This window comes from Chryseobacterium sp. PvR013, assembly GCF_017833095.1.
In the GTDB taxonomy this organism is placed as follows: domain Bacteria; phylum Bacteroidota; class Bacteroidia; order Flavobacteriales; family Weeksellaceae; genus Chryseobacterium; species Chryseobacterium culicis_A.
Genome location: NZ_JAFIBT010000001.1, coordinates 4,564,829 through 4,578,601, shown reverse-complemented (window position 1 = coordinate 4,578,601; position 13,773 = coordinate 4,564,829). Strand labels below are relative to the sequence as shown.

Below are 13,773 nucleotides of genomic sequence, written 5' to 3'. Positions count from 1 at the left end.
GCTTAAAATATAATATTTTCATCAGATGTCGAGATTTATCCCAAGATACTACAACAAAGCCCCGCAATCGCGAGGCTTTGTTACTATAATTGTAAAAGATTACAGTAATTAAATTATTGAGAAGATGAACTTTTAATCGATGAGTTGTGTATTTTTAATATATTCAATTCATTGATACACTCTGTAAATTCCTTCTTCTTATTTTCCTTAAAATAAGGTAATTCTTCTATACCATTTTTAATATCACTATACTTTATTGGTAAATTATAAGTTTGCACTTTTTCTCCTGTAAAGTAATGGCTTCGAGCATAAACAATTGATTTTGGGGTATATTGATCAATTGCTAAACACTTTTCAAAAGCATTGACTTTATTTTGCCTAACCAATTCGTACCTAAAATATTCATCAGGATACTTATTCTTAAAATCTTCGATAGAAAGTTTTTTAGTGTAGAAAACCATTTCACCATATGAAATATCTTTTTCCTTGACTTTCCTATAGGAAAGACTGTCTTGATGTAATTTATAAGGACTTGTGGTAACCTCACAAATATTTTTATTATTTATTATAAAAATGCCATTGTAAAAACCTTGTTCATCGTGGAAACCGTCTTCTATATAAATCTGAGAATATTTTTTGTCAGGATCTATATCGCAAGACTTTACACCTAGCAATCTAAAAACCTTATATGCTTCTGTAAGCATTTTTATTGTCTTGGGATCACTATAGGTAATAGAATTTTTATCTTTTAATAAATTTTCATTCATTTGTCTCAGAGTTATCTTTCCTTGGGAATTACACGAAGAAAATAACATAATACTTAATAATAATAAAAAATTTTTCATTTTCAAAAGTTTATTGTTTATCTAGGGCGATTTTTGAATTTTTGCAATTTATAATATCCAGCAGCTCCAATATAATTATATCTGTTTTGCAATATTGTGCTGTTAACATTAAGAACGCTTTGAACACTAGGAGTAGGAGATATTTGACCTCCATTTGAATTGTAATAAATACTACTTCCCGCATTATCTATTAACCTTCCTTCATTATTAGGAATACAAGTAGAGCCTAAACAAATACTACCATAATTTGTTCGCAATGGTAGACCCGACTCAGCTCTTACAATATTTTCTACGTGTGTACCATATATTTCCGCTGTTGTGCTGTTAGGTCCAAATCTTGTATCGGATTGAGAAGTTACTCCTAAAGCATAGTTTTCATAAATATGCCCCATTTCATGTGCTATTGTTGTGTATAAAGGAGAATATTTAGAGTCATTACCCGAAGTAGTCCAAACTCCTTTGGTTGAAGATGTATTTAAGTCAATTATATTGCTGATACCATATTTTATTTGTGAATCACCATTAGTAGAATTAAAATAAATATCTCTCGTTTTTCCATCTTTTCCTTGTGCCTGATCAAAATATCCAATCATTGTTTTTCCTATTGAAGTATTTTTGTCTAAATGATTTAATCCTGCTATAGTCTGAACAACATAATCTGATAATTGAGTACTTGCATCAATATTGGTCCATTTACCATCTACTTGATGTTGTGTCGCGCCATTATGGTATCTGTATTGTGTTCCATTTTGATCGTTAATATATATCCACTCCCCGTTTATATCAATAAATTTAGTTGGATTATTTGCTACATAACTATAAGGGGAAGTAGGAAAATAATTCTCACTGTAATTATCTAATACTCCCCAACGTCCGATATCTGTCATATAAAACCTTGCACCATAATCATACATCCCCGTCTCCTGAAGTTCTTTACCATTATATTTGTAATTCTTATAACTTCCAGATCCGAAGAAAGCATTTCCTGTTTTTAAGTGGTTCATTCCAAAAGGGTAATAATCATTAGCGTCTGTAATTTCAAGAGAACCTACGCTGTTTCTTGCATAACTTATCCTGACATTCCCCAAATGATCTTTATATTGGTAAATATACTGATCTTTCCCGTAATCATAAAAACCTTCTGCTGTAGGAAAGAACATGAGTTGAGGAGTCTTAATAGTAGTTATTCCTAAAGGAGCTGCAGGTGCTATTGCAATCCCACTTTCAGTACTGTAAGCCTGTTGTTCGTATGCATATTTTAATTTTTCAGTGATCATGCTGAGTTCTTCGATACCGCCTCCCCCATTATTGTCTGATTCGTTGCGATAATATTGAAATCCATCAAGATAATCAGTAATCTCAGTTACAGTATAACAATTGATGATTCCACACTCACTTTTGGGAAGCTTTTTCTGAAGACGAACTCCGTCTGCTCTGTACAGGTAATTATGAAGGCCAGAGAGCCCTAGGTTTCCATATTCAATCTTATTGGGAAGATTCAGATGATTATATGTAATCTTGGTTATATTTTTATCCGGCATCTGCCACATATTTCCATTGCTGTCATACTGAATCGTTCCTCCTCCACCTTCATATCCTGAAGGATTATTCCTGTGGTCTTTAATCACAGATACCTGATTGGTTAGATTATTGGCTCCATAAGTATATTCCAACTCATCAATGACTGTAGCAGTTGTATTATTTCCTTCTATCGCAGAAGTTCTGTAAAGGTTTGTAATATTTCCATTCAGATCATAAGCAAAGGATTCGGTATGTTCTTTACTGTAAGGGTTCACAGGGTTTTGATAATATCCTGCTGTCAATCTGTTTAGGGCATCATATGCATAACCATACCTCTTCGGTTCTATAGGTGGATTGGCTCCTATAGATTCTACGGCTCTCCAGTCAACTTCTGCTATATTACCGTTGTATTTTGCCTTTACATTCTTCCCAGAGAATAATGCTGGATCAGGATTCTCTATTCCATTCACCTGATTGTATTTAATTTTGTAGGAAAATAGTTTCCCTCCTAAATCAGGAACCGACATCTGTGTTTTATTAATATCTGTCAGCCAACCTCTTATGTTATAAGCATAATCAATACTCTGCAGATTATTGCCGACTTTTTTGTTGGTAATCTGAACCAGCTCATTATAACTGTTTTCTGTAAGAATCTCTTCCGGTTTGTCATCTACCTGATGTTTATGAACCAGCAATCTGTTCTGATTATCATATTCAAAACGTTCCGTAATAGTAACTCCTGACTCATTGGCTAATCTTTTATGTAGAGTAACTGTTTTCTTTGGTGTCCCGGTAAAATCCAGCTCAGATTCTGTTCTGGTATATCCTCCCAAATGATTGATAGAATGGCTTCCAATAGCTCTTCCCTTTTGATCATAATAAGTGTAGTTTTTCGTCCAGTTATCATCTTCAATATTCTTTACAAAGCTCATCACAGGAAGTCCTTTGGTGCTCCTACCATCAGTCGTAGCGCTGGCAGTAAGTACAGGTACTCCCTGAATAGTTGAAGGAAATGCAGGATTGAAACTATATGTTGGATAGCTGTCATAATAATTAACACTTAACAGTATACTAAGACCAGTAGGAGTGGAAAGCTTAGTATAATATACAGGAAGGCCATTTAAGATAAATCCTGTTGTAGCAGTTCTGGTTTCATATAAATTAGTATTGATATTAGCACTATTTTGCATTGAGGCCCTGCTGGCAGGATTATTTGTGATCCCCGTATACACGATTCTTCCAAACTGATCATATTTAGTAAAGAGCCATTGTCCTTTATCTTTAAGAACGGTATCCTGATTAAGAATTAGTTGATCAGCTTTATTATACACCATATATTCCCATCCTTTTCCAGGAAGCTTCTTCTCCACCAATCGATTTCCTTCATCATATTTATACTGATAACATAGCTCGTTTAGTACAGTATTAGCATCTGCTTGTATGGCGGCTTTTGGAGGAATCACAAAAGCCAGTTGATTATAATCATTGTAAACATAATAGGTATCTGCATTTTCTGTATCACTGATTACTTTTCGTACTAATACAACTTGTCCCTGACTATTTTTAAACTCAATAGTTTGGTTTCCGTCTTCATCAGTAACAGTATTCTTAAACAGCTGCCCTGATCCATAAGAAGCTGATAATATTAGTTTCGCCACAAAAGTGGTGTAACTAAATGTAGCGGTATATTTTTTAACCTCTCCGTTCTTATTGGATTCATACTTAAAGGTTACAGGCTTGCTAGCCCAGTCATTACCTACCTGAATTTGCTGTTGAAGCCTGTCTAAAGGTGATTTTTCAAGCACTTTTTCCGTAAAGGGTCTTTCTCCAGAGTATATTGCTTCTGGATCTCCAACCGGAAAATCAACTGCCAAGGAATTTTGTGAGTAAATTTTTCCATTTTGCGTTCCTGATTGTGGTACTGGAAGATAATCCCGCGTTGGTTTTCCATAGTAATCGTATGTAAAAGGAGTTACAATATCTCTTCCCTTTGGGGAAGCCTTTATATTAATCGTTTGTTTAGCCCTTCCTAATCCGTCAAAATATTGAATAGCCTGTATTTGCTTAGCATTGCTATCACTTTGAGTTTTAGGTTCGAGGTACGTTCTTGTATAGACATAATTTTCGTCAATCGTACCGGTAAGGCCAGAAGGAAGTTGGGTCTGGCCTTGGACTTCTGTAACGGTCCATACTAATATGGCCATTGTATATATTCTTCTCATTAAATGACAAATTCTAGGTTATAAGTTTTTACTTGTAAATGCGTATTTCTATTATTCATTACCATATTAGTTCGGAGTTTTATCATACTCAAAAACAAAATACAACTGAGTCCCAGGAGCCACATAACCATTAGGAATAAATATAAGGTCACCAGCAGAAGTGATCTGTACTTTCCACCAGGTATTTGTTGTAAGCTCTTTAACATTATTATTGAATATATCAGGTGCTAAATTTGTATTAGGACGACATGGATTCGGAATGTTAGCAACTCCTTTTTGCCACCATTGGCTGCCATCTGGATTGGTTAGTGAGTTAGGTACTTTGACCTGTATATCTACCTTAAAGTGTCCTAAAACGCTTTGAGAAATTTCTGCATGAGGTCCAACTTGAAATCCGTTTATTGAACTTGCATAGCATTGGGCATTATAACATTGTGCGTTGGTATTCGCAGCATTCTGCCCATTCGCTGCAAGATCATTGGCTGCCTGTTGTTCAGCATCGGTGCTGCTGATCAATGATACGTACTTATTAGCAGGTACTATATAAGTGTAGGTACCTCCAACCTGTAACGAGTTACAGTTATTTTTGGTATAGGTTTGGCTTCTTTCGCTGTTATAGAATTTCTTGATATTATATTTATAAGCAAACTCTTTAATAATGTTACCGGATTGATCCACGATTCTTTCCAGTTCATTCGCTGCATTGTACTTATAAAACTCTCTAATTCCTGAAGGTTGTCCGATGCTTTTCACACCAATTAAAGGATCATAACTGTAAGTGGTAATAAGATATCCTGCCAATTCAGGACGGTTTTTAAATTGGTCCAACGCATTAACAAAATCTTGTTCAGATGCATCTGTCGCCTGCTGAGCATCTATTTTAGAAGCATTGATAATCTGATCAACATACGCTTGAGGAATATCGGATAGCTTGGCTCCCTGAATTTTCACAATTGGAAGGGTATTATTCTTATATCCCCAGATAATCGATGTAGAAACCCCATTTTTGGTTGTATACTGAAGTAGATTACCTTTACTGTCAAACTTGTCATATGTAGCTTCAGTGACTGGAGAGTTGCTTTGCAACTGATAAGAAACTTGCGCAGTAGGTAATGGCAGACCGGAGGTTTTATTATCAGCTTCTGTTTGGCTTAACGGGTACAACGTTTCTGTTTTAGAAACTACTTTTCCGTTTTTCATTTCCTCAGATTTAAGTGGAAGGCCCACCATATATTTTCCTAATAAAAAGTTATTTGGCTTATCAAAAGCATACGTAAAGTTCGTTTGAAACTCATCACCGTTCGAATCTATAATTTTCTGAGACTTCAGAGTATTATAGTTATATTCATAATCATATGATTCCTTTGTTTCTACTCCGTTTAAAGTGGTTTTAATTCCTTTAAGAAAGCTGCTATTAAAATTGACGTTATAAGCGGTAACTGTTAGTAGGTTCAACATATAATGAATATTTTCCTCTACCAGACCATATGCTTTTATCAGATCATTGTTATATCCATATTCATATTCTTTCGTCTGCACCACTCCACTAGCAGAGGATGTAATTTCTTTAAGAGGTTTTCCTCTCATAAGAGAAAAAGATGTGAAAGGAACACTTTTATACAGTCCGGTAAATTGATCAGGCGGTCCCATAATTATAGGCCCTCTCTGATCATTACAACTAGGAGTGTCAAAATTGGTAAAATAGTTTTCAGTTTTACCATTATTGGTATCTGTTACGGTTACTTTACTATACCCAATCATGTTATTCTCCCCTTTTAAGGATTGATATGAGCCCATTGATTTATGACTAAACTTATACATATCTTGGACTTCTCCAGCTCTGGTAAAGTTGAACTGATAAGGTAAAATACCGCTGGATTTTCCGTTATCACCATTATAGGAATAGTTCTTGATTACACATCCTGTACTATGTTCTGAACAAGCCTCAATCCTCTTAATTCTTAAACCACCCGCTATTTCATTAGGAGAAACGGTGTCAATCAGCTCAAGGGTATTCGCAGATGTATAGAAAGGGTTTTTATTTCCATACTTGGAAAAATCATTGAGCTCATAGATGAAATGGGTAACTCCTCCCGTAGGATGGTTTATCCATTCTAAAGTCTCAGCTTTTGTATATTCAAGATCCGGAGTACTATGAGTTGATGGAGCATAGTATCCCCATTTATCATATTTTGAATCAAGGTATAGGGGAAGCGTCTTAGGATTATAATCAAATGAGTATTTTTCATCGTTATTCTTTATCACTGCTTCCAAATGCATTCGCTTGGTTGTATCAACATTATTATAATGAAATGTTGTGGTGTTAACGGTATGGTTATCCTTATCCCTTACAGTGATACTATCAATTTTAAACCAGGTGTTAAAGAGAAGCGAACTATCTCCCGAGCCCAGATAAGAACCCATTTGGCCTCTTAATTGCTCGTTCAAAACCTGATAATTTAATGGCTTTACTTGTGATGTATTAATTTCAACGGAAAATTCATCACTTTCTACTTTTTTCAAATAAGTATTATACTGCCAGTTTAAAGCTGTTGATCCATAGGATTCGAAAAGGTCAATATTGGGTGCTTTTAACACAATATCATAACCTACCTGACTTGCAATATAGTTAGGCTTTGGAGCTCTTTCGTAAGTGTATTTTACTTTTTTGCCATCTGGAAATTTAACCTCATTGATTAACCAGGAACTTGCTACAATCTGTTCATTAAAATTACAATTGGCACAAGGAGGTCTTTCTTCAGTAAATTCTACGGCATTATCATCCTGTCCAAAAATATATTGGGTACCATCATCCATCGTGACTGTAAAACCATATAAAATTCTTCTCAGATTATAACTGATATAACTGTTGGGTTTTATTGTGTGATTTTCTTTATAGACATGCTGTATTGAAAATGTTTTTCCATCACGAGTTCTTCCGATCCATTTTCCCTTCTCATTCATGTAAAATCGTCCATTAATACCCAATACATTTAATATAAATTCGTCCGGATCAGGGATTAGCATCCATTTATCCGTATAATTATCTAGCCCTCCTCCGAAGTTAAGAGTGTTCGTATTTCCACTCTGCATTGAGTAATTATAAAAACTTGTAAATCGTAGTGAGTTTTCCGCATCGTAATAAAAAGCAGATAATGAGGCCTGAGAATCCCAGTCAGGTTTATCCAATGTATTGTAATGATCTAGATAGGAAAGTTTGTCATGTTCGTTAAGATGACTTGTGTAAAGTTCATCATACTGCCCGTTAACGACTCTTGTAATTGCCCCGCCGATATTGGTACTCCATCCTAGTCCAACCCAACTGTGTACAGCTTCGGGTTTAACCGTACTAACATCATAGTTGAGTGAAATGTTAAAATTAGTATTGCTAACTTTTTTCTCAAAGATCGGAATAGAAATATCAGGGAGTCCTCTGTATAAATTTACTGGATAAAGTCCTTGAAAACCAAAACTTTTAGAAACGGGGCTCTGGGAAAAAAGATTGGTATATAAAAGCTCACTTTGTGCATAAGAAACACCTGATTGCATGAAAAATACTGCCAAGAGAAGGTGTTTGAATTTAATATTCATGAATTATTGATTTTTATTTTTTGATAAGTTTGGCATTCGCCATTTTATTTGTATCAGTTTTTATGGTCACCAGATAAGCTCCCTGAATGAGTGCCTGAGTATTAACCTTAGTCACTCTATTCTTTGTTTTAATACTCTGAAGCTGTCTTCCGCTCATGTCATACAGCAGAATATCTGCATCTTTAAAATCAAAACCAATTTCTACATAGGCATAATCGGAAACCGGGTTTGGATAGATCTTGATATCATAATTCTCGATTAACTGATCAACCTGTTTATCTCCCAGCTTTACAATCTTCCAGTTTTCTTTCCCCAGTTCTTCAGCACTGGTTCCGGCCAGAACAATAGAACCATCTCTATTAAGTTTTAAATCAGAAAGTCTTTCTTCCTTCTTTCTGGATTCTCCTTTCACATGTTTTCTCCACTGCTCAGTACCATTCTGATCCAAATACAGCATCCAGAAAGTTTCATCATCAGTTTCTATTCTTCCTTCAGCATGAGTATAGCCTCCTAATAAAATTCCTTTGGAAGATTTATCATCTGCTGAATGAATCACGTTCATTCCCATCAAAATATCCCTGTTTTTGAAGTTGTAGGATTTCTGCCACTGCTCATCACCTCTTTCAGTTAATGATATCAGCCATAGGTCTGATCCTTCTTCAAGGCCTGCCGTTTTATTTCCTGATCTGTCTGATCTGGATTCTCCGCCGATAATAAAGCCAGTTGACGTCAAGGCTAGCGTTCTCAAATGGTCATCTCCTTTACCTCCAAAGTTCTTTTCCCATTCTACCCTTCCGTTTTTATCAAGCTTCAAGATCCAATAGTCACCCTCACCAAAGTTTTCGGTTTTCTTTGTTCCTCCAAGTGAACTTCTGGAATAAATTCCAAGTAGTGCTCCTCCATCACGAGTAGGGATCATCTTCTCTACTTCATCAAGTCCACGCCCTCCCAATGTTTGCTCAGACAGAATCTTTCCGTCCTTATCTAACCTAATGATCAGAACATCTTTGGAGCCATAACCTTTTGATGAGCCCTGTACATTACCCGCAACAAAGAATCCCTGATCTGTAGTCTCAATCACAGCTCTTGCTTCTTCATCTGATGAGCTTCCTAAAGTTTTCTGCCATAATTCGTCACCAAACTCATTGATTCTAATTAACCAAATGTCTGAGCCACCTTTAGAATCTTCCTTTTTATCAAGTCCTTTTCCTGAATACGATGAACCTGTGATCAGAAAACCACCGTCCTGAGTAGTAACCGTTGAAGATAAATAGTCGTGATTGTTTCCAGAAAAATATTTTTCAAAAACCTGGTCTCCCTGCTGATTTAATTTAATCAGGTGAAAATCATAACCATTGTTCTGCTTACTTCCAGTCTCCAGCTTCCCGCTTCCTGACTGTATAGAACTTCCTGTGATAAGATACTGTTGATCTATAGTTGTAGTAATTTGGCTTAAAAAATCCTGAGTAGAGGACTTAATGTCTTTTTGCCAAAGAACTTCCTGGGCAGAAGTATCCAGAAAAGCGCATAAGGTGAGCGCTCCGAGATAGATTTTTCTCATTTCCCGTATTGTTGTTTTTTGAGTTAGTAATTAGTTTTTTAAAACTTCGCAAATTTAACCCTTTTTAAACATAAAAATCATTTTAATGTGATATCCGATAAATAATATTCTTTATAATTAAATTCTCTCTATTTAAATTTATTTTAATTCGATTATGACAAAAATATCCATCAACAACGACAAAACTTGTCGTATTAATACTAAATTTTGATAATATGAAAAGCAAGTACAAAAGAAAAAGACGCAAAATTTATATAATAATATTCTACAATGAATATTTACTTGTACAAGTATTGAAATAGATAACAGAGAGAATAACCATCATCTAATGTTGTTCGTCCTCCTGAAAAAATTATTAATTAAGGTCAGATTATAAGTGTAAAACAAAATCATACCGATTCAAAAGTCTCACAGAGCGAAGCAGCAACTTTGTTAGGACGTAAGGACTTTCAAAGTTGCGAATGAGCTCCTAACTTCTCCACGTAGTTGTAAAGTCACACGCATTTCAATAAGCAATAAATCTATTCTTAAAACAATATTTTGTAACATTACTCTTTTACAAAGCAGGCTTGATTTTCATTAATGTTTTAAATGTGCAAAACAAAACCACCTACATATTTTAGATTTTGTTTAATGAAAGATGGACTTCTCAAAATTATTACGTGCTAAAGTAACTATTACCGGAAAAATTTGTAATTCCAATTACTAATATCTTCACCAATAAAAGGCTTCTACTTTAGACTTTCATCGATAATCGAAGTCAAATGTTTCCATGCACTTCCATTGTACATGCATACATCATTTACAGGATTAATTTTCTGAAAAATGAATTATGCTACACAAGGAAACGGTTAGTAAGGAAATGTGGGAACTTCTACAAAAACTGATGAAAGATGAAATGCTAAAGGACTTCACTTTGGTGGGCGGTACCGCCTTAGCCTTGAAATTAGGGCATAGATTATCCATTGACATTGATCTATTCACTACGAAAGACTTTAACTCAAAAGATTTAATTAGCTACCTGCAAAAAAAATATAAGGCAACAGATGAGATTGTTTTTGAAAATACCGTTATGACCTATATTGAAGACATAAAAGTTGATCTTTTAGCTCACAAATATCCTGTTATAGCAATCGATAATTTTTCAGAAAATGTTAGAATGATTTCAAATGATGATATTGGTGCTATGAAACTTCACGCAATATTTCAAAGTGGAGCAAGGTTAAAGGATTTCGTAGATATGTATTTTCTTCTTGAAGAAAATCCTTTAAAGTCATATCTAGACAGCTACCAACAAAAATATAATGGAAATTCAAATTTAGTAGCACGTTCATTAATTTACTTTGATGGTATTAGAACACAATATGATGTTTCAATGATTCAAGGCAAAGAGAATAATTGGAAGACAATGCAGGAAAGACTTAAAAAAGCTGTTTCAAATCCCAATCTTAAATTTGGAAGTTCACTTTCAAAAAAAGCCATTCCCATGAATAAAGGAAAACGATTTAAAAGGTAATTTTGTTGCGAAAAAGAGATAAAAACCTTATATTTATTGTATGAGAATAGAAGATAAAATATTACCTGATATTCATCCTAAATTCTTTTGGGATACCGATTTTAGTTTATTAAATTGGGAGACAGCCTGTGTGCCTATCATATCTCGAATCATCGAAAGAGGAGGTCAAAATGAGATAGATGAAATTATAAAATACTATGGTCGTGAAAAAGTTGTAAATACAATTCGAGACGAAATCTATTTTTTGGCGAATTATGCAATTGACCGAGCAATCGACTTTTTTCCGGAACTTAAAAAAGAGGAAATGCATTGTTATAAGAATAGAAGTGGTAAACCTTATCATTGGATTTAGTCTTTCGAAGCTTACATCCGGAACTCAGCATCAATAATATTTTTGAGAAAATAATTTCTCACAATAAAAATTGAAAGTTGTTAATTTTCGTGAGGCATTTAAAGGCGGGAAATTAGCTTCTTTTTCCTTTTGAAAAAAAGATGTAAGGTGTCCGCTTTTTAGCGGACTTCTTAATTTTTGTAAACCATAAGTGGCGAAACATTAAAAATAATCTTTTTTGATACTGGTATTTTCAGATTTTCTAAAAACTGCAAATAAAAAACCGTAGCACTTCTACTACGGCAATTTTGTGGAAAGAGAGGGAGTCGAACCCTCCGGAGCTGTCTTAATAAGTTCATTCTTAGTTTGTACCTAAATATTAACGACGATCTTTCTGCTTTCCAAAATTGCTCCCATCCACCAAACCGTATTATTTTTCATATTATTTAAATTTAATTGTTTTAAAAGTCCGAATAAACTAACTCCTCCCAAAGCAAACTGAAAAAAAGTAGGCAGCGGGCAACCAAACATTAAATTAGATACTAAAACTAGAACTACTGATATCCATTTTAGTAAATCTAAAATACTACTTTTTTATGATATGAAACTATTAATCTTTTAATTTCAAACTTCTAAAAGGATTCTCAATCGAGATTGAGACAAAAAAGTAAATTAAAAAGGAATCGTTTTGTTAGATTATTTTATCATATTGTAAAGTAGAAATCATTAGATTCACAATAAGCAACTTCCCCGTTAGATTTCATTCGTTCCCAAACTTTTGTTCGAGCTTCTTCCCAGTTATTATTTCCTCCTTCAGAAATAATACGTTTCACAAATAAATTTTTACAATGTAAAATCATCGCTCTTGAAATTCCTTTTCCTAAATAATATTTTTTTGAATCTGAAAATAGATCAACGACTTTCAAATCAGTGCCATTTTCCATCTCTCGGAGCATAAAACTAAACTTGTCAAGTTCTTCTTTCCCTTTCTCCCAAATCTCAAAAATTAATATATTACCATTGTGCGCTTCTAAATATTCTTTTTGGAAACTATATAAAAAGGTGTATTTTTTTTCATCTTTTAAAGAGTATAGAATACCTGTCATTTTTTCATCGCTTTTTAAGATTTATTACTAATCAATTTCTAAATTATCCAATAATCCAGAATCTTTAGTTATAAATATACTTACAATTTCATCAGAGTTAAAATTATTAGTATTATCCGTTCCAATTAATAAGTCTTCATCAAATTTTAAATTGAGCTTTTTAAGATCGCTTCTAGTTTTTTCATTCGATGATAAATCAAGTTTTTCTAAATTTTTTGCAATACCTTTTGGTTGTTTTACTGCTCGAATTAATGGAGGACAAAGAGGATAAGATATTTCTTCTCCAATTGATAATATTTTATCATCTTCATAGTAAGGCAAATAAAACTGGATGTATGAATTTTGATAATATAATTTAATCCAGTAAGTAGGCAATTTACTTTCAAAATTTCTTTTTCTAAATATTAAAATTTTTGGTACTGAAACACTGAAACCTAATAAGCCTCTATGAATTTGCTTAGCGTGATGAGCAAAATGAGATGCATTCTGATTTTGCATTATAAAATTAAGACAAAGTTTATATTTTGAAATATTGTCATCAGGAATTACAGTTAATGCAATTTTCAATAGACACTTGAAAATATTAATTGGTATATATGAATTTTCAATTACGGAGAATTCAATATTTCCTTTCTCTTTTTTTTGAATTACCCCATCCTTAAGTGCTCTTATTTCAATACCATTAAAACCCTTAAAAACATTTCTTTTAGCCTTTATAGATTTATCACCAGATAAAAAAGTTGGTGGAGTTTGAAATCCTAAAGCATTGATACTTCTATCCAACCCTAAGAAATTAGCCATATCACCTTCAAAAGTTGAGAAAAAATTGTTACAAGTATCACATTCATGATCAGATATACCTGAATTTTTTCCAAATAATTCTGAAATTACATGTGTCTTACTTTTAAAACTGGTTTCATTTGAGTCCTTACCACAGAACCGACATATTCTATCGGATACAGATTTTCGTTTTAGGTTTTTATAACTAGTAGGCGGTTTATAGTAAATTTCTAATTTATATTCCTTATCAAAAGCTTTTAAATGCTCAATATTTTCTGAATAAGTGTAGAATACCATAAT

General features: G+C 33.7%; 8 protein-coding genes. 2 read left to right on the top strand and 6 right to left on the bottom strand.

The window, feature by feature from the left end:
- Positions 1 to 113: 113 nt before the first annotated feature.
- From JOE44_RS20845 to JOE44_RS20830, 4 genes are all read right to left on the bottom strand, one after another.
- Positions 114 to 845, bottom strand: a complete 732-nt coding sequence (locus JOE44_RS20845) for a hypothetical protein (RefSeq protein ID WP_209787222.1) — start codon at positions 843 to 845, stop codon at positions 114 to 116.
- 17 nt (positions 846 to 862) lie between these two features.
- Complete coding sequence (locus tag JOE44_RS20840; RefSeq protein ID WP_245169831.1) at positions 863 to 4,588, bottom strand: DUF6443 domain-containing protein; 3,726 nt, start codon at positions 4,586 to 4,588, stop codon at positions 863 to 865.
- Between the two features lie 66 nt (positions 4,589 to 4,654).
- The gene (locus JOE44_RS20835) at positions 4,655 to 8,179 is read right to left on the bottom strand and encodes a DUF5977 domain-containing protein (RefSeq protein ID WP_209787220.1); all 3,525 of its coding nucleotides are present in this window, start codon (positions 8,177 to 8,179) and stop codon (positions 4,655 to 4,657) included.
- A 13-nt stretch (positions 8,180 to 8,192) separates the two neighbouring features.
- The gene (locus JOE44_RS20830; protein WP_209787218.1) at positions 8,193 to 9,740 is read right to left on the bottom strand and encodes a T9SS type A sorting domain-containing protein; all 1,548 of its coding nucleotides are present in this window, start codon (positions 9,738 to 9,740) and stop codon (positions 8,193 to 8,195) included.
- 832 nt (positions 9,741 to 10,572) lie between these two features.
- On the opposite strand from JOE44_RS20830, the gene JOE44_RS20825 reads away from it, so the two are divergent.
- Entirely contained in the window at positions 10,573 to 11,256 is a 684-nt protein-coding gene (locus tag JOE44_RS20825) for a nucleotidyl transferase AbiEii/AbiGii toxin family protein (protein WP_209787216.1), read from the top strand.
- Between the two features lie 40 nt (positions 11,257 to 11,296).
- The gene (locus tag JOE44_RS20820) at positions 11,297 to 11,608 is read left to right on the top strand and encodes a hypothetical protein (protein WP_209787214.1); all 312 of its coding nucleotides are present in this window, start codon (positions 11,297 to 11,299) and stop codon (positions 11,606 to 11,608) included.
- A gap of 683 nt (positions 11,609 to 12,291) precedes the next feature.
- Here the strand turns inward: JOE44_RS20820 and JOE44_RS20815 are convergent.
- Together JOE44_RS20815 and JOE44_RS20810 are read right to left on the bottom strand one after the other, a co-directional pair.
- On the bottom strand, positions 12,292 to 12,693 hold the full coding sequence (locus JOE44_RS20815) for a hypothetical protein (RefSeq protein ID WP_209787213.1): 402 nt from the start codon (positions 12,691 to 12,693) through the stop codon (positions 12,292 to 12,294).
- A gap of 27 nt (positions 12,694 to 12,720) precedes the next feature.
- Positions 12,721 to 13,770 carry a hypothetical protein gene (locus JOE44_RS20810; RefSeq protein ID WP_209787211.1) on the bottom strand — a complete coding sequence of 350 codons (1,050 nt, stop codon included), beginning with the start codon at positions 13,768 to 13,770 and terminating at the stop codon, positions 12,721 to 12,723.
- Positions 13,771 to 13,773 lie beyond the last annotated feature (3 nt).

Excerpts from the sequence above, each read along its gene's own strand:
- JOE44_RS20845 (WP_209787222.1), bottom strand. The coding sequence starts at position 845 with ATGAAAAATTTTTTATTATTATTAAGTATTATGTTATTTTCTTCGTGT.
- JOE44_RS20840 (WP_245169831.1), bottom strand. The coding sequence starts at position 4,588 with ATGAGAAGAATATATACAATGGCCATATTAGTATGGACCGTTACAGAA.
- JOE44_RS20835 (WP_209787220.1), bottom strand. The coding sequence starts at position 8,179 with ATGAATATTAAATTCAAACACCTTCTCTTGGCAGTATTTTTCATGCAA.
- JOE44_RS20830 (WP_209787218.1), bottom strand. The coding sequence starts at position 9,740 with ATGAGAAAAATCTATCTCGGAGCGCTCACCTTATGCGCTTTTCTGGAT.
- JOE44_RS20825 (WP_209787216.1), top strand. The coding sequence starts at position 10,573 with ATGCTACACAAGGAAACGGTTAGTAAGGAAATGTGGGAACTTCTACAA.
- JOE44_RS20820 (WP_209787214.1), top strand. The coding sequence starts at position 11,297 with ATGAGAATAGAAGATAAAATATTACCTGATATTCATCCTAAATTCTTT.
- JOE44_RS20815 (WP_209787213.1), bottom strand. The coding sequence starts at position 12,693 with ATGACAGGTATTCTATACTCTTTAAAAGATGAAAAAAAATACACCTTT.
- JOE44_RS20810 (WP_209787211.1), bottom strand. The coding sequence starts at position 13,770 with ATGGTATTCTACACTTATTCAGAAAATATTGAGCATTTAAAAGCTTTT.